Annotated in this window: 12 protein-coding genes and 1 tRNA gene; all 13 read right to left on the bottom strand. The window is 41.5% G+C overall.

Features of this window, described 5'->3' with window-relative positions; genetic code table 11:
* Nucleotides 1-431: 431 nt before the first annotated feature.
* On the bottom strand, nucleotides 432-1,190 hold the full coding sequence (locus tag BLO53_RS13555; RefSeq protein ID WP_092062701.1) for a hypothetical protein: 759 nt from the start codon (nucleotides 1,188-1,190) through the stop codon (nucleotides 432-434).
* 326 nt (nucleotides 1,191-1,516) lie between these two features.
* A tRNA-Glu gene (locus tag BLO53_RS13550) sits at nucleotides 1,517-1,588 on the bottom strand.
* Nucleotides 1,589-2,251: 663 nt separating this feature from the next.
* Entirely contained in the window at nucleotides 2,252-2,935 is a 684-nt protein-coding gene (locus BLO53_RS13545; RefSeq protein WP_092062698.1) for a phosphatase PAP2 family protein, read from the bottom strand.
* Between the two features lie 509 nt (nucleotides 2,936-3,444).
* Nucleotides 3,445-8,088: a PolC-type DNA polymerase III gene (locus tag BLO53_RS13540; RefSeq protein WP_092062695.1), complete on the bottom strand. Its 4,644-nt coding sequence runs from the start codon at nucleotides 8,086-8,088 to the stop codon at nucleotides 3,445-3,447.
* A 147-nt stretch (nucleotides 8,089-8,235) separates the two neighbouring features.
* On the bottom strand, nucleotides 8,236-9,291 hold the full coding sequence (gene ispG, locus BLO53_RS13535) for a flavodoxin-dependent (E)-4-hydroxy-3-methylbut-2-enyl-diphosphate synthase (RefSeq protein WP_092062692.1): 1,056 nt from the start codon (nucleotides 9,289-9,291) through the stop codon (nucleotides 8,236-8,238).
* Nucleotides 9,292-9,381: 90 nt separating this feature from the next.
* A complete protein-coding gene (gene rseP, locus BLO53_RS13530; RefSeq protein WP_026488292.1) occupies nucleotides 9,382-10,434 on the bottom strand; it encodes an RIP metalloprotease RseP in 1,053 nt (350 codons plus the stop codon).
* 79 nt (nucleotides 10,435-10,513) lie between these two features.
* Nucleotides 10,514-11,656, bottom strand: a complete 1,143-nt coding sequence (locus tag BLO53_RS13525; protein ID WP_092062689.1) for a 1-deoxy-D-xylulose-5-phosphate reductoisomerase — start codon at nucleotides 11,654-11,656, stop codon at nucleotides 10,514-10,516.
* Between the two features lie 976 nt (nucleotides 11,657-12,632).
* Nucleotides 12,633-13,457: a phosphatidate cytidylyltransferase gene (locus BLO53_RS13520; RefSeq protein ID WP_092062686.1), complete on the bottom strand. Its 825-nt coding sequence runs from the start codon at nucleotides 13,455-13,457 to the stop codon at nucleotides 12,633-12,635.
* Between the two features lie 22 nt (nucleotides 13,458-13,479).
* On the bottom strand, nucleotides 13,480-14,196 hold the full coding sequence (locus tag BLO53_RS13515) for an isoprenyl transferase (protein ID WP_026488289.1): 717 nt from the start codon (nucleotides 14,194-14,196) through the stop codon (nucleotides 13,480-13,482).
* Between the two features lie 51 nt (nucleotides 14,197-14,247).
* On the bottom strand, nucleotides 14,248-14,799 hold the full coding sequence (gene frr / locus BLO53_RS13510; RefSeq protein WP_092062683.1) for a ribosome recycling factor: 552 nt from the start codon (nucleotides 14,797-14,799) through the stop codon (nucleotides 14,248-14,250).
* Between the two features lie 33 nt (nucleotides 14,800-14,832).
* Nucleotides 14,833-15,528, bottom strand: a complete 696-nt coding sequence (pyrH, locus tag BLO53_RS13505; RefSeq protein ID WP_330365637.1) for a UMP kinase — start codon at nucleotides 15,526-15,528, stop codon at nucleotides 14,833-14,835.
* A gap of 30 nt (nucleotides 15,529-15,558) precedes the next feature.
* Nucleotides 15,559-16,608: a polymer-forming cytoskeletal protein gene (locus BLO53_RS13500; RefSeq protein ID WP_242875379.1), complete on the bottom strand. Its 1,050-nt coding sequence runs from the start codon at nucleotides 16,606-16,608 to the stop codon at nucleotides 15,559-15,561.
* Nucleotides 16,609-16,633: 25 nt separating this feature from the next.
* The gene (locus BLO53_RS13495) at nucleotides 16,634-17,617 is read right to left on the bottom strand and encodes a polysaccharide deacetylase family protein (RefSeq protein ID WP_092062680.1); all 984 of its coding nucleotides are present in this window, start codon (nucleotides 17,615-17,617) and stop codon (nucleotides 16,634-16,636) included.
* Nucleotides 17,618-17,638: the final 21 nt, after the last annotated feature.

The raw sequence follows: 17,638 nt of genomic DNA, 5'->3' as shown, positions 1-17,638 counted from the left end.
ATATTAGCACAGTAGCTGGGGTATGTCAAATTTTCGCTTATTTTTATGGAGTTTTTATGGAGTTCTTATGGAGTTTTCTGCAGGAAGTGATGCAGGACTTCTTGTTTTTTCTTCTTGCATCACTTGCGCCGCTAGTCGTGATGCATAGATCTTGTTTTCTTGTCTTTGGCATCACTTGAATTATAATCTGTGATGCCAAATTCTTGCTTTCCTTCTTCTTGCATCACTTGCACCTCTAGTCGTGATGCATAGATCTTGTTTTCTTGTTTTTGGCATCACTAGTTTTCCTATAAGTCATGCAATATAGCAATTCATCTAATTCTTGCATCAATCTACTCCGCACCAATGATGCAAAATTCTAATTTGCTGCTTTTTTGCATCACCGAACCGCCTGCCTTTGATGCATTAAACTTGTTTCCTTGTTTCTTGCATCACATCAAATTATCCGTTATCACTTTCATCACATCCTCAATTATCAGTGGCTTCATCTGTGTTTCATAGGTTACTAATAGATTTTTTCCTGGATAATACCCATTTTTCATATATAGATTCATTTTCCAGTTTACTTTCTTCAAATAGTCAGGATCATCCATCTTTCCAAAATGTTCCCAAAGCAACAGATTATTATTCTCCGTTTTTATAGTAAAATCGGGAAAAATAACAAAGCCGTCCAAAGTCATTCCACACTCATATCTATATTGAATCCCTGCATCAAATAAAGCATTTGCTATAAGTGCTTCTGATTTGGATCTTACATACTCACCTTTTGGAGCTTTAACAATCAAGTTTTCCAGATGCGCTTGATTTTTTTCATATGCTTCCGCATCCCATTTTACGGTGCCAAGAAGATCCCTGTATTTGTCACAAGCATCTTTGTATTCTTGGTGATATGTCTCTTTTCTAATTTTCAAATACTTATCAATACTCTTTATCTCGTTTTCTTTATCTTTCAAAAAGGCTTTTATGTATTCCTTTCGAGCTAATTTCTGGGCAACCAACACATCTTCTTTATTGAGATACTTTCTCTCGTAGCTACCATCTTTTTTCTTTTTATAATGATACCACCGGATTTTATCACCCTTTTGATTCCTAACTAATCTCCCAGCTGGATACTGTATGATTTCATTTCGGTGCCTTTCAATTTCCTTTTCAAGTATAAGCTTTCTTTTTGCAAAATATGATTCTGACACTTTTCCTCCTTTAATCTAGCTACTACATGCTAATACACGCGCTATCTGTCTTCGGAACGGTATCCATTTTTTAATCAGCAGAGACTACTACATTATTGCCAAAAAGAATTTCCGATAATAAATTGAATCTATATGATTGCAAAGACACTATCTAAGCACATTATTGTTTCAGCACGTTCACTATCATTTAATCTTGTTCTGTGAAATCTATGGAAGAATATCCAAGGATGGCCGATAGGCCTTTCAACAGAATATCATTAAGATAATAAAATACCCAAATCACTCAGTGATTTGGGATTCGGGTTGGGCTGTTATTAAACAGTCAGTACCTCGTAGCGGAATCGAACCGCTGATTCTGCCGTGAGAGGGCAGCGTCTTAACCGCTTGACCAACGAGGCATTTACTCTTGTGTGTCGCTGCCGTACCGCGGCGACTTGTTTATATTATCCCAATACATAAAATAATGCAAGCACTTTTTTCAAATTTTTTTAATTTTTTTTGAAGTTTTTTCAAAAAGCGCTCAACCACGCGGTTTTTAGCGTATTATTTTTTATGTTATTTCTTTTGGCATTGCCATATTTTCATGATGCAACATATATATTTCTTTTAAAATAATTAGCCAATATCAGCACTAAGTAGCAGAAATTTACCATGCAAGCGTTAATAAAACACACTGTCATGCATCTTGCATTTTACATGAAGCCAAACAGCGAAATTGACAGTGACCAGGATTACTAAAGAACTTAGAGCATCTTTCGTACACACCACCAAGTCTCCAACAAAAAAATATGCACTTTCCACACCACTCCCAGCAATGCTGCCAGCAACATTTACCTATCGCGCGAGTGCGCATCCATTACTCTGTGTGGCTCGCACTAGTTTCGATAATACCTCAGCAAGTGCTCTGCTCAAGCGGAGCGTTTTTATGATATAGCTTCAGAGATATTTCCTTTATCATAAAAAATCCCTATGACAAGAGCTTTTTCTGCTCCTATCATAGGGACAATTAATTCTACTCACCTGTTACAAAAATATGCAAGCAAAACAAATCTTCATTTGTTTCATTTTTCTTTTGACGCAAAAATATCCAAGCAGCCAGCAAGCGCAAATAGTAGTGCCGTACTTAAAAGAACTCCACCCAGAATATCTGTAAACCAGTGTACTCCGCAAACAAGTCTTCCGATAACGCTTAAGACTATAAGAAGTGCAAGGAAAGCCTGCATTAACATGTTCATCCAAGGTGCTCTGGGGCGCTGTGAAATCTGGCCGTATCTTTTGTTAATGATGATGACGCTTCCAAGAATTGTTACGATCAGCATGGTGTGTGTTGAAGGGAAAGATGCCTCAACATGCTCTGCGCCCTCTTCAATTATAGGCCTGTAGTTGATTATCACTTTTTCAAAAAAGACATAAAGGATGCCTAAAACCGCATATAATCCGCCAAGACAGAAAAGATACTTATCCACTTTTGCAAGGCTCTTTCTCGTAATCCACTCTAAAAGTCCTATGATTGCATACTCTGCAACCAGGCACAAAGCCAGCACTAGAGCCGCTTCTGATATAGCTTTCCAAAGATTGTTAATTCCAAAGAAATTGTGGATTGCTCCGTTTAAGTGTGATAGTCCTATGCTGGTTCCTTCTGGACCTATTGTAGCCACATCTACTGTCTTAACAATAATTATCAACAAGCAGAAAATTGCAAAAAATAACCCCGACAAAACAAAACTCATATTTTTACTTTTCATATCAATTCCTCCACTAGTATAAAATGATACCAAATATATTTTCTTCTATATCTTCCTTAGTAGACTCAAGTCAAGGTAATGCAAGATTTCACATTCCGCTTATCTTGCATGATTTTTCACAGTTTATGTAATGCAAAAATTTGTCTTTTCCTTATCTTGCATGATTTAACTTGACTTAGATGATGCATATTTTTCATTCTTACTTTTCTTGCATCACTGCCTCGGCACAAAGTCATGCAAAATCCCACATTTCACTTTTCTTGCATCACTGCCTCGGCACAAAGTCATGCAAATTCTCATATTTTGCTTTTCTTGCATCACTGCCTCGGCACAAAGTCATGCAAATTCTCATATTTCACTTTTCTTGCATCACTGCTTCAACACAAAGTCATGCAAAATCTCATAATTCACTTTTCTTGCAGTACATAGGCAGCAATCTACGCACAAGCCCCTACTAAGCCTAGCTTCTACTGTGCTTACAACTAACAAAATCTCACCAAATACCTCTCTCATCCCTTCATAAGATCAAAAATACTAATCTGATTGGAATCAGGAATATCTCCAAGAAGTCCCATTTCGGCCATCTTCTCGATTACACCCTGAGGGCACTTGGTGCGTTGTCTAAAGTCGTCCTTGGACAAGAACGGGCCGTCCTTGGCAGCTTCAACTATCTGGTCAGCAGCCTTTTCACCCATGCCGTCGATGCTGGTAAGAGCAGGCATGATCTTATCTCCAATAACCTGGAAGTCTCTGGACTTAACCCTGAAGATATCGATAGGCATAAATTCTATGCCACGCTCGTACATTTCCTCTACAAGACGCATATCTCCGTACTCTGCCTGCTGGGCATTAGTGAGCTCATCTTTCCTGTTCTGGTAGTCACGCATGATAGCATGAAGGTGATTCTCTCCAAGGCACATATGCTCATAGTTAAAGGCTTTGGCTCTGATACTAAACCAAGCTGCATAGAAAGCCTGTGGCACGTAAACCTTGAAATAAGCTATACGCCAAGCCATCATAACATAGGCTGCAGCGTGGGCCTTAGGGAACATGTACTTGATCTTTTCACAAGACCAGATGTACCAATCCGGAACACCATGGTCTATCATATCTTTTTTCCATTCAGGCCAGTTTTTCTCTTTGCCTCCGGCAACCTTACCCTTACGGACAGCTTCCATGATCTTGAAGGACTCAGATTTATCAAGGCCTTTCTGGATCAGGTAGATCATAATATCGTCTCGACAGCAGATGCAGGTATCAATTGTTGCTGTTCCCTCCTGGATCAGAGTCTGGGCATTACCAAGCCAAACGTCTGTACCATGGGACAGACCAGAAATTCTTATTAGGTGGGACAGGGATGAAGGCCCTGCATCAATAACCATCTGCATAGCGAAGTCAGTACCAAACTCAGGAAGTCCCAGACATCCAAGCTTGGTTCCGCCAAGCTGCTCTGGTGTTACATTAAGAGCAGTGGTGTTCATAAACAAACTCATAACATTCTTGTCATCAAGAGGCACAAGCTTAGGATCAAGGCCCGTGCAGTCCTGAAGGAATCTGATCATGGTAGGATCATCATGACCCAGAATATCAAGCTTTAGCAGGTTATGGTCAATTGAGTGATAGTCGTAATGTGTTGTAATAGTGGCCGTTGTCATATCATTAGCCGGATGCTGTACAGGACAGAATGAGTTAATATCTTCTCCAACAGGAAGAACTATGATTCCTCCAGGATGCTGGCCTGTACCACGCCTGATTCCGGTGCAACCCTGTACAATACGATTTATCTCGCATTTTCTTTTGCTGGCACCGATACTATCATAATATTTCTTAACAAAGCCATAAGCCGTTTTATCAGCAAGAGAGGCAATTGTTCCTGCTCTGAAGGTCTGTCCGTAGCCAAATATAACCTCTGTATACTTGTGGGCCTTGGACTGGTATTCTCCAGAGAAGTTAAGGTCGATATCCGGCTCTTTATCTCCCTTGAATCCAAGGAAAGTCTCGAAAGGAATATCAAATCCATCCTTGTACATCATGGTTCCGCACTTGGGGCATCTTTTGTCTGGCATATCGCAGCCCGAATTGCCGCCAAAAGCCACAACCTCAGGCGAATCAAAGTCACTATACTTGCACTTAGGGCAAACGTAATGCGGGCTCAGGGAATTAACTTCGGTAATACCTGACGTAAAAGCAACAAAGGATGAACCTACTGATCCACGAGATCCTACCAGGTATCCGTCCTCATTGGACTTCCAAACAAGCTTCTGAGCAATGATATACATTACGGCGAAACCGTTCTTTATAATTGAGTTAAGTTCTCTTTCAAGACGCTCCTGAACAATTTCAGGAAGGTTCTCACCATAGATTTCATGAGCCTTGTCGTAGCAGATCTTAGTCAGGATCTCATCACTATTTGCAATGACAGGGGCGCACTTATCAGGACGTACCGGCGATATGCTGTCGCACATATCAAGAATACGCCTTGTATTGTCTATGACTATCTCTTTTGCCTTGTCATAGCCCAGATAGTCGAACTCAGCCATCATCTCTTCTGTGGTCCTTAGGAAAAGAGGGGCCGGCTCCTCGTCGTCCATACCTTTTCCAGCCATGATGATGGTTCTGTAAATCTCATCCTCAGGGTTTAAGAAGTGAGCATCGCATGTGGCCACAACCGGCTTGTTAAACTGCTCGCCAAGTCTGACTATTTCTTTATTTATCTCTCTGATATCATCGTCAGAGTTAATATCTTCATATCTTTCCGAGCCAACCATGAAGTGATTGTTGGCAACAGGCTGGATTTCCAGATAATCGTAAAAATCTACAAGCCTTGCAATCTCTTCCGGTGGTCTTCCCTCAACAACAGCACCATACAATTCGCCCGCACAGCAGGCACTTCCCACAATCAATCCCTCTCTGTACTTGATCAGTTCACTCTTTGGAACAAGAGGAAATCTTCTAAAGTAGTCCACATGAGACTTGCTGACAAGTGTATAAAGATTTACGCGGCCCAGTGTATTCTTGGCCAGGATGATACAGTGGTTGGGGCGCAGATGCCTTATCATGTCTGGAGTTGGCTTACCCAAGACATTTACATCTGTGAGTGTCTGAGCCTTCTGCTCTTTTAACATTGGAACAAACTTGTTAAAGATAAGTGCTGTACACTCCGCATCATCCACAGCCCTGTGGTGGTGGTCAAGAACAACGTTTAAGGTCTTGGCAACCGCATCAAGGGTGTGCTTGGCCTGAAGTGGGAAGAAATATCTGGCAAGCCACAGCGTATCTACTGTTGTGTAATCAACCTCTATGCCAAGTTCCTGGCAGTTCTGATTTATGAAACTAATGTCAAAAGAAACATTGTGTCCCACAAGTACCGCGCCCTGGCAGAATTCCACAAATTTAGGAATAATAACCTCCCTTGTAGGAGCGTCCATGACCATTTCGTCATTGATACTTGTAAGTTTCTCAATTCTATAAGGAATTGGCACCTGAGGATTGATAAACTCAGAGAACCTCTCTATTATTTCGCCGTTTCTGATCTTAACAGCGCCAATCTCAATTATCTTATTCTTGATAGGCGAAAAGCCTGTTGTCTCTATGTCAAACACGACAAAGGTTGTATCATCAAGACTTTGCCCCTTGTCATTAACAACAATTTCCTTAAGGTCATCTACAACGTAGGCCTCAACGCCCAGGATAAGTTTAAAGAAATCCTGTCTCTCGATAGGCGGCTCTCCAGCTTCCTTCCTGCGCTTGCATTCACCAGAATACAGATCCTCCCAGACATGATTGGCATCAGTAAGAGCCTGAACAACACCGTGATCAGTGATGGCAATTCCAGGCATGCCCCATTTGTAGGCCTGTTTCACGATATCTTTTACCTCAGAAACACCGTCCATATCACTCATCTTGGTATGACAGTGAAGCTCAACACGCTTTAAATCTGCTCTGTCAACTCTCTTGGTGGTAAAATCCGGTATCTTTTTTACACCAGCAACTGACTGAATTGAAAGCTCATGGTCAAACTTATCGACAGCTGCAATGCCCTTAACCTTAACGAATGCGCCTTTCTTGATGTCCTTGGTGATTTCCGGAACATCCTCAGTCTTGACAAACATCTTGACAGTGATGGAATCTGTAAAATCTGTGACATCGAAGATCATGATGCTCTTTTCGTTTCTGATATCTCTTTGGTCGTAAGCAGTGATCTGGCCGTGGATAACAACCTCTCCCATCTCGCCAACAAGGTCCACAAGCTTCATGACCTCATCATCAAAGTCTCTGCCAAAGATAACATCCGGATTATCGGACCTCTTGTAGCTTCCTCCGAAGTCTCTGCCTCTTCCAGTCCATTTTCCCTTGGATCCGCCAAAAGAGCTGTTTCCGCCTTCCTGTGAAGGGTTCTTTTTAAAGTCTCCACTTCCAGCAGAGCCCGCACCTGCGCTACCTGCACTGCCTGCTCCAGCATTTGTTCCGGCATTTGTCCCGGCAGCACCTGCTCCAATGCCTGCGTTGCCAGCCTTTTCTGCAGCCTTGGCAGCTTTCTTTTCTTCTCTTTCCTTTTTCTTTTCAAGAGCTTCAAGCTCAACAGCCTCAAGCTTTTTGGCCATTTTGGCAGCCTCAGCAGAGTAATCGGGCTCATTTTCCTCTTTTTCCACCTGAACAAATTCAGGAGAAATAGCTGCAGTAAGTCCGCATCTTTCGTTGATGATCTTGGACAGAACCCTGATAAGGTCTGGGGCTTTCTTTTTTCCGACTACAGAATCCTCGAGTTTAAGGACTATGTTGTCGTCATCAGGGTACACAAAAGAAGCAGAACGAAAAAGACTATACTCCATATGGTCATAGTCTTTTAGTTCCATCTCTATACTTTCTCTATACAGATCTATCAGATTCTCAGGGGTATACTGAGCAGACAAGCTAAACTTTTCGTAAATCTTGATTGTCAGATCCTGGTCGCCAAAGAGCTGCTTTTTTATACCAGCTTCTGTTTTAAGGATGTCTGACTTGTCAATCAGCTTGTTACTGGAAATATATATCCTGATAAAGTCCTGCTTTCTAGTTGTGGACACCTTGTCAACCATGGTCTGTTCCATGATTTCCTTGGTATGAGCGTCCAGCTTCAGGGCAGGAAAAACCTCAAAAAAACTTTTACTCATAACTCCCTCAATGTTTCTACCCCGTCCCTAAATTTTGCACGCCTGGCTCGACTACCTTATCAGCACAGTCTCGCCCATACATACACTTACTTCGGGACTAATTTATTACTATATTATGCTGACAATGGATCAGCATTCGTTTGGAGTTTACTTCCAGTTATCAAGCTCGAATTTTAGTGTTTCAAGGAGCTGATCCTCTGGCACTTTCTTGACTATTTCACCTTTCTTGATGAGAAGTCCTTCACCGTCGCCACCAGCTATTCCGATGTCTGCTTCCTTGGCTTCTCCAGGGCCATTAACTGCACAGCCCATAACTGCAACCTTTATATCAAGCGGATACTTCTGAACAAGAGTTTCCACCTGATTAGCAAGCCCGATAAGATCAATCTTTGTCCTGCCGCAGGTAGGACATGATACCACTTCAATGCCTCCCTTTCTAAGCTCAAGTGTGCGAAGGATAAACTTGGCTGTCTTAATTTCTTCTACAGGGTCACCTGAAAGAGAAACTCTGATGGTATCGCCGATTCCCTGGCTCAATATAATTCCAAGTCCTACAGAAGATTTGATATTACCGCCATAAAGAGTACCAGCCTCTGTGATTCCAACATGCAGAGGATATTTGCATTTCTGTGCAAGAAGCTCATGGGCCTTGGCACAGAGCATTACGTTTGATGACTTGATGCTGACAACCATGTTGTCGTAGCCAAGATCTTCTATAATACCAATCTTATCAAGAGCACTTTCCACAAGGCCCTGGGCTGTTACTCCACCGTATTTTTCAACAAGATTTTTTTCAAGTGAACCTGAGTTAACACCAACTCTGATGGGTATATTTCTTTCTTTTGCACAGGAAACCACTGCTGCTATTCGGTCCTTGGAACCGATATTTCCTGGGTTGATCCTGATCTTATCAGCACCATTTTCCATCGCAGCAATAGCCATCTTGTAGTCGAAATGAATGTCCGCTACAAGAGGAATATGTATCTGCTTCTTTATCTCTTTTACCGCTTCGGCTGCTTCCTGAGTGGGCACAGTGCATCTGATGATCTCACACCCAGCCTCCTCAAGCCTTAATATCTGATCTACAGTGGCTTTAACGTCCTCTGTTCTTGTATTTGTCATAGACTGGATCAGGATTGGGTTACCACCGCCGATTACTCTGTCTCCGATATGTATTACTTTTGTATTATCTCTATATGCCATGGATTCTCCTTTTTTCACAATTATATGGCGCTTGCCTGAACTTTCTAGGTAGTACGGATTGCATGCATAACTATATGGCGCTTGCCTGAACTACCTTGTGAACTTTGTAATATCGTTGAATAGCACAAATACCATCAGTCCTAGAAGCGCTATCATACCTATCATGTGAACGAAGCCCTCTTTTTCCGGTGGAACCGGCTTTCCAAAAATAACTTCTATAAACTGGAATACTAATCTTCCTCCGTCAAGAGCAGGGATAGGTAAAAGATTCATGACTCCCAGGTTAACTGACAAAAGCACTGTAAGTGACAGCATTGTGAGGATCACTGCAGAAATGCCATAAGGTTTAACCTCTTCGTAAGTGTCATCTACCATCTTTACCATTCCAACAGGGCCGGAAACGTCGTCCTTGGAAAGCTTGCCCTTAAACAAAAGAGCCAGACTCCTGTAGGTAGTCTTGAAATAGTATCTAACCTCATACCAGGCATACTTCAAAGCCGCAGGGCCCTTGATATCCTCATAATCTCCAAGGTAAATGCCCATGTAGTATCTTCCAGCTTCTTCGCTGTACTTGGGAACAAGAGTGGTCTCGTGGAGTTCACCGTTTCTCTCATAGACAATCTCCATAGGGCTTCCCTCTGCAAACTGTGAAATGAGTGTAACTTCGCCAGCCATGTAGACCTTTTCACCATCAACACTTATAAATTTATCGCCAATCTGCATCCCAGCTTCTACAGCGGCTGAATCCTCAGTCATATTGTAGATGACAGGGAAATTCCACTGAGAAAAGCTAACTAGCACAATAGCCAGAATATATGCAATAAAGAAATTGGCAAATGGACCTGCAAAAAGAGTTGCTATTCTCCTCCACACTGGGGCATTCAGGAAAGAATGCTCATCATATTCCCCCTTTTCCTCAGCCACAGGGTCCATTCCATCAAATACACAAGCTCCGCCAATCGGTAAAAGCTTTAAACTATATAAAGTATCTCCCTTTTTCTTTTTCCAGATTGTTGGCCCCATTCCGATAAAGAACTCGTTAACCCTTATTCCACCTGTCTTGGCCACAATGAAGTGTCCAAACTCATGGGATGCCACAAGGACACCGAAAATGATAAAGAAAATTAAAATGCTTACAATCATGCTACTCACAAAAATTCTCTTCCTTCTGTTAGATTTTTTAACCAAGAGTCACCAAGTGACTTGCTAGAAAAACTTTACATCACGCCCTAAGAAAATCGTAAGTTTCCTGCTCAGCAGCAAGAATTGCCGCTACATCAGGGTTATCGATGCGCTTGTGGTGCTGCATAGCTCTTTCTATCATGTCATAAATCTCAAAATACTTGATGTCTCCCTTGAGGAATGCCTTAACTGCCATCTCATTGGCTGCATTAAATACAGTAGGCATGCTGCCACCTGCATAAGCCGCATCAAAAGCAAGCTTAAGTCCTCTGAAGGTATCTGTATCAGGCTTTTCAAAGGTCAGACTTCCAAGTTCAAAGAGGTCAAGTCTCTTTTCCGCCATTGGTCTTCTGTCAGGGTAAAAGAGTGCGTACTGGATAGGAAGTCTCATATCAGGCACTCCAAGCTGAGCAATAACTGCTCCGTCCACGTATTGAACCGCACTATGAACTATGCTCTGAGGATGGATCAGTACCTGGATGTTATCAAGGCTAACGTCAAAAAGCCATCTTGCTTCCATTACTTCCAAACCTTTATTTACAAGTGATGAAGAATCTATGGTAACCTTAGGCCCCATGTCCCAGTTAGGATGCTTGAGCGCATCTGCAGCAGTCATGGCTGCAAGTTCTTCTCTTTTCTTGCCCCTGAAAGGGCCGCCACTTGCTGTCAAAAGAATCTTCTCAACTTTGTCTCTTGGTTCTCCGTTCAAAGACTGGAAAATTGCGCTATGTTCGCTGTCCACAGGAAGTATCTGCACTTTCTTGCTAGCTGCAAGAGGCATGATGATATGTCCTGCGCATACTAATGTTTCCTTGTTAGCAAGAGCAATATCCTTGCCACTTTCTATAGCCCTTATAGTTGGCTGGATTCCAATCATTCCAACTACAGCAGTAAGCACAGTGTCTGCCTCAGGAACTGATACTATTTCTAAAAGTCCTTCCATTCCTGCAAGAACCTTGATTCCTGTGTCCTTAATCTTTACCTGAAGATTCTTGGCTGCAGCTTCATCATACATGCATACATATTTAGGCTTAAACTCCCTAACTTGCTTTTCAACTGCATCTACACTCCTATTTGCCGCAAGACCTACAATTTCAAGCTCTTTACTGTTGCTTCTTACTATGTCCAATGTCTGTGTTCCAATTGATCCTGTGGAACCCAATAAAATAATCTTTCTCTTCATGTTTTTGTCCTATTTCTTATCTTATTTTTCTTATTACTTATCTTTATTGTATTTTGGTTTTTATCATATCAAGTCTTATAATATATTATGTATGCTACTTTATGAGCAATCGCTAATGTATCAAAGTGCTTATGCCATTTTTCTCAATTCAAAAAATATAAAACTACCTCTTACTATACCACTTAGAACTGTTTTTTCCTATTGTAAAAAATGGCTGCTTTAATTCTGCTTTGTCGTAATAATGCACAACGCAGTCTTTTCTTCATTCTGCACTATTTGTCTCTATTTCATTGATGCAAAAAATGCATTTATACTTGTTTTGCATCATTTTAGTCTGACCAGGTGATGCATATCAGTTAATTTCTTGTTTTCTGCATCACGGCATCTCTTCTTAATGATGCAAATCTTGCTTTTTTCTTGTTTTGCATCATTTTAGTCTGGCCAGGTGATGCATATCATTTAATTTCTTGTTTTCTGCATCACGGCATCTCTTCTTAATGATGCAAATCTTGCTTTTTTCTTGTTTTGCATCATTTTGGCCTGGCCAGGTGATGCATATCATTTAATTTCTTGTTTTCTGCATCACGGCATCTCTTCTTAATGATGCAAATCTTGCTTTTTTCTTGTTTTGCATCATTTTAATCTGGTCAGGTGATGCCAAGTACGTTTTTTTAGAGCAAAGAGTCGCCCATCCATTACTCTGTGTGAATCATAAAAAAAGAAGTAATAGCCCCTAGGATCCATTACTTCTCTCAAATTACAAATACCTAATTACAAATACCTAATTTCAAATACCTAATTTCAAATACCTAATTTCAAATACCCAATTTCAAATTTCAAATTTTAAATAGCAAATTTAAATTGCCCAATATCAGATTCCATGCATTAACTTTCAGGCTTCATCACTTTTGATATCAAAATATCATACCAACACATTGAAGCTCCTTGCCTTCAAACTTCTACCGCCAAAACTCCATCACCAGATAAGGGGAACAAGCACTGCGGCCAGGAAATAAATACATGGAGTAACGAAGATGACGCTGTCGAAACGGTCCATAATACCACCGTGACCTGGAATAAGCTGGCCATAGTCCTTGATGTTGTGATCTCTTTTTATGCCGGAAGCAAGAAGATCTCCAAGCTGAGCGATGATGCTGCCAACAAATGTAATAAGAGCAAGCACTACGTATACGCGAGGATTAGGCGTCTCATTGCGGTAGAGGACATATCCAAAGATAAGCCCCACAAGCACAGAACCTATAACTCCGCCGATTGCTCCCTCGATTGTCTTCTTGGGAGATAGCTTGGGCGTAAGCTTGTGTTTCCCAAAAGCACGGCCCGTAAAATATGCGCAGGTATCGCAAACCCAGGCGATAAAAGGTATCCAGGCAAAATATTGACCATAAGGCCTGATTCTTAAAAGATACACAAATGACATGTTCACAGGGGCATATACAAAGCAAAAGAATGCCGTAATCGCCATGCTTGCAGTAAATTTAGGGAAATTTACAACGTAGCACACCATAATAAGGAAAAATGCAAACATTATTGAGAACACATAATATCTGTAGTCCTTTATAAGGATCATCTGAATGTAATGCACAAGGATGGAGACATATCCACAAAACTCAATGGCATTACACTTTTGTCCTTCCTTATGGATACCGGTAGCTCTTGTAAGTTCAAAAAAGCTAATACATGAAACAGCAAGTAATATAGCTGCCAAAAGATATCCACCCGGAATAAGGACTCCAGCTAAAACTATTCCTATAACAATTCCACTAATGACTCTAGTTTTCAAATCTTAGCACCAGCCTTACTGATCAGTTTTTTAGACCGCCAAATTTGCGGGTTCTGTTTCCATACGCCTCAACAGCCTTCAAAAGCTCTTCTTTATCAAAATCAGGCCATGCTACAGGCGTAAAATAAAACTCTGTGTAAGCAAGCTGCCACAAAAGATAGTTGGAAACACGCTGTTCGTTACATGTTCTGATAAGAAGATCAGGGTCTGGGAGATAGTTAGTATCAAGATTATCTGCAATATCTTTTTCTGTGATATCAGATGCCTTGAGTTCTCCGTTTTCTACCTTCTGAGCTACCTTGCGGACAGCCCTTGTAATCTCATCTCTACTGCCATAGTTGATAGCAATTGTAAATGTAAGTCCAGTATTTCCGGCAGTTGCCTCCTCAAGATCTGCTATAGCCTTCTGAATGTCCTGTGAAAGAGCACTCTTTTCACCGATAACGCGGCAGCGGACATTGTTCTTCATGGACTTCTTGATACTACTCTTAAGATAAGTACTAAGAATGCCCATGAGCGCAGTTACCTCTGATTCAGGCCTGCTCCAATTCTCAGTAGAAAATGCATAAACTGTAATATATTTAATGCCTATATCTCTGGCATTTACCAGCATATCTTCTACTGCCTTGGCTCCCTGCATGTGTCCGTAATTTCTGGGCATGCCCTTAGCTTTAGCCCATCTGCCATTGCCATCAAGTATTATTGCCACATGCTGTGGAATGTTTAAATTTTCTTCCATATCAATTACCTACAAAATGATTTGCTCCGCAATAATGCGGAGCAAAAATAATCAAACTGTCATTACTTCCTTATTCTTTTCTTCTACTGCAGCATCAATATCCTTGATGAACTTGTCAGTGATCTTCTGAAGTTCTTCGTTAAGATCGTTGATCTCATCCTCAGATACATCTGTGCCCTTAAGTTTCTTGAAAGCATCGTTTCCATCACGTCTAACGTTTCTGACTGCAACCTTGGCATCCTCACCCTTCTTGCGAATGTCCTTGGTGAGCTGCTTTCTGCGTTCCTCTGTAAGTTCAGGGAAAACAAGTCTAATTACGGCGCCGTCATTACTTGGAGTTATTCCAAGATCTGACATCATGATAGCCTTCTCAATGTCCTTGATAAGAGACTTGTCCCAAGGCGCGATCTGTATGATACGAGCCTCTGGAACTGATACGTTACCAACCTGCTGAAGAGGTGTTGGTGTTCCATAATAATCAACCTTGATCTTGTCAAGAACATGAGGATTAGCTCTTCCAGCTCTTATAGAAGCAAGATCCTCTCTTAAATAATCAAAAGACTTCTGCATTTTGTCATTATATTCTTTTATCTTTTCGTTCATACCTGATTCCTCCTATTAAACTTCAGTAGTAAATTAGTCTGTTGTAACTGTTGTTCCGTTGAAATCACCTGCAGCAGCCTTAACAATGCTGTTCTCTTCCTGAAGTGCAAATACTCTCATAGGAACCTTATTGTCTCTTGCCAGAATAGAAGCTGTCATATCGACAACCTGAAGATTCTGAGCAATTACATCATTGATAGAAACTGTGTCATATCTCTTAGCATCTGGGTTCTTGGCAGGGTCACTATCGTAAACTCCGTCAATAGCCTTTGCCAAAAGAATATAATCTGCCTCAACTTCAATGGCTCTTAGTACAACACCTGTATCCGTTGAGAAGTAAGGATGTCCTGTACCACCTGCAAAGAATACAACCATATTTCTTGCGAAATACTTGTTAGCCCTGTCTTTGGAAAAGAGCTTGGTAAATGATCCACACTCAAAAGGAGTAAGGATATTAGTCATCATGCCCTCGCTTCTGAAAATCTCAGAAACATAAATACAGTTCATGATGGTGGCAAGCATTCCAATCTGGTCAGCCTTAACTCGATCGATATTCTCACTTGTACGGCCTCTCCAGAAGTTACCGCCGCCAATAACAATACCTACCTGTGTACCATTATCAACAAGCTGTTTAACCTGAAGTGCAACCTTTCTGACTGTCTCCTCATCAAATCCAGTCTTTTTGTCGCCTGCAAGGGCTTCACCACTGAGTTTTAATAAAATTCTCATAATACGCTCCAATTATTTAATTAAAATAGATTATTTATTCTTAAGAGTCTCGAAGAACTCTGAAGGATTAACATCAGCATAAGCCTGTGAGCACATACCTTCGATAACAGCACCATTGTTGATCTGTACTGACTGAGACTTGATATTACCCATCACGATAGCTGTTGTATCAAGAACAACAGGGCCATGAACATCGATATCACCCTTAACAGCACCTGCGATAACTGCGCTTGAGCCAAAGATGTTACCAACAATTACTGTGCTCTGACCAACCTTAACACTACCTTTACTCTTGATCTCACCTGTGATTCTTGCTGACTCTGCATAAATCTCTGCTGCGTCTGAATCACCTGTGATCTCACCTGTGATATTAAGCTTGCCAAGACACTTAATGTTACCTGTTACCTTACCAATAAGATCTAAAGATCCTGTTGTCTGAATGTCACCTGTGATGACCATTCCTTCAGTGATGCTAGCTGTCTCATCTGTTGGTGTCTGCTGTTCGAAATCCATAGTATTATATCCCCCATTGTCTGTATTATTAGTTTCAGCTACAGCTTCTGCTGCGGCATAACTCTCTACATTAGCACTATTAATAGCCTCAACTGCTGGCTGTGGCTCAGGTGCTACTATCTCGTCCTCAGTCTGCTCTTCAATCTTCTCTTCAAGCTCCTGAAGTTCTTCCTCTTCCTGTGCCTTCTCCTGTGCCTCAAGTTCAGCTGCAGCCTCTGCTGCGGCATTCTGCTTGAGCTCAGCCATAACATCAAGTGCGCTCTTATGAACCTCTTCCTCAAGCGCCTGTGCCTTTTCTTCCTCGGATACTTCCTCGGAAACTACCTCTTTTACGTCTTCAGCCTTCTCTTCCTCGACAGGTTCTGTCTCCCCACTAGCCTCGTCAAGTTTAATATCATCCAGCCTGTTCAGCATGCTGTCGATATCTACATTTTTCGCTTTGTCCCCGTGAGCAAGACCTTCTTCCTTCTCATTATCAAGAGTAGCTGTGTCATCTGCCTTGTCATCAGGCATGAGAGTATTAACAGCCTGTGAAAGGTCATTCTTCAGCTCAGAAAAAAATCCCATCTTGATATCCTCCGTCATAAATCTTTTATTTGATATGTTGAACCGGTAACGTATCGTCAGTTATCGGAACTATCACTGTATCATCCATTGCCTGGATAGCCTCAATGATTTCTGGTAACGCCTCTACTGTAGCGTGCTTGTCAGCAGAATCATGCATCAGCACTACACAATGTTTAAACCTTGGAACATTATTCACAATATTGTTGTAGATTGTGGTCTTATCAGCTCCTGCCCTGTCGTCCCCCGCAGATACATTCCAGTCAAAAAAGGTGATGTCTGCCTTGTCAAGATAGTCAATGAGCTCATGCATATCTACATTGCTGACATCGTTGGAGCTTCCTCCAGGAAACCTGTAATACTTGGGCATCACATCATAATTGTGATATAGAAACTCTCTAAGTTTCTTGAGGTCATCCTTAAAAGAATCCAAAGACTCATAGATCACACTATATTTGTGACTGTAGGAATGCATTCCGATTGTATGTCCCTCATCCACAATTCTCTGATAAGCTTCTGAATATCTGGAATCAGGCTTGCCACATACAAAAAAAGTTGCCTTGACATTGTACTTGGCCAAAATATCCAGAATTTCTCCAGTGTTAGAGCTAGGGCCATCATCAAAGGTAAGATATACATATCTCGTACCCTCGATATTCTCAGGATTCTCTGCTCCACTCACAGCTATATTGGCGTAGTCCACATCATATGTTGTATTCGCATTGACGTCAGAATCTGTCTCCGTAGCAGTACTATCCACTACCTGAGCCTTGTCACCGCCACCTGCCATTATATCTTTCTCATATCCAAAGGTATCACGGTACCATTCAAGGTTCGCCTGAGCCTGTTCATAATCGGTCTTGATCCTGTCAATTCTCACTGCCAGGATGACACAAATGCAGGTCGGCACTAGACAGGAGGCCAACACTGTAGCAACTATGAGCCTCCGAAGACGCTGAATGCGCTTGCTGTAACCCTTTTTGGACTTGCTTACTTCCTTGTCCGATGTCATACCTTACAAATCTCTTTCATT

This window comes from Butyrivibrio sp. INlla14 (assembly GCF_900102515.1).
Classification (GTDB): domain Bacteria; phylum Bacillota; class Clostridia; order Lachnospirales; family Lachnospiraceae; genus Butyrivibrio.
This window is presented reverse-complemented; position numbering and strand designations above follow the sequence as displayed.

Excerpts from the sequence above, each read along its gene's own strand:
- BLO53_RS13545 (WP_092062698.1), bottom strand. The coding sequence starts at position 2,935 with ATGAAAAGTAAAAATATGAGTTTTGTTTTGTCGGGGTTATTTTTTGCA.
- BLO53_RS13540 (WP_092062695.1), bottom strand. The coding sequence starts at position 8,088 with ATGAGTAAAAGTTTTTTTGAGGTTTTTCCTGCCCTGAAGCTGGACGCT.
- ispG (WP_092062692.1), bottom strand. The coding sequence starts at position 9,291 with ATGGCATATAGAGATAATACAAAAGTAATACATATCGGAGACAGAGTA.
- rseP (WP_026488292.1), bottom strand. The coding sequence starts at position 10,434 with ATGATTGTAAGCATTTTAATTTTCTTTATCATTTTCGGTGTCCTTGTG.
- BLO53_RS13525 (WP_092062689.1), bottom strand. The coding sequence starts at position 11,656 with ATGAAGAGAAAGATTATTTTATTGGGTTCCACAGGATCAATTGGAACA.
- BLO53_RS13515 (WP_026488289.1), bottom strand. The coding sequence starts at position 14,196 with ATGGAAGAAAATTTAAACATTCCACAGCATGTGGCAATAATACTTGAT.
- frr (WP_092062683.1), bottom strand. The coding sequence starts at position 14,799 with ATGAACGAAAAGATAAAAGAATATAATGACAAAATGCAGAAGTCTTTT.
- pyrH (WP_330365637.1), bottom strand. The coding sequence starts at position 15,528 with ATGAGAATTTTATTAAAACTCAGTGGTGAAGCCCTTGCAGGCGACAAA.
- BLO53_RS13500 (WP_242875379.1), bottom strand. The coding sequence starts at position 16,608 with ATGGGATTTTTTTCTGAGCTGAAGAATGACCTTTCACAGGCTGTTAAT.
- BLO53_RS13495 (WP_092062680.1), bottom strand. The coding sequence starts at position 17,617 with ATGACATCGGACAAGGAAGTAAGCAAGTCCAAAAAGGGTTACAGCAAG.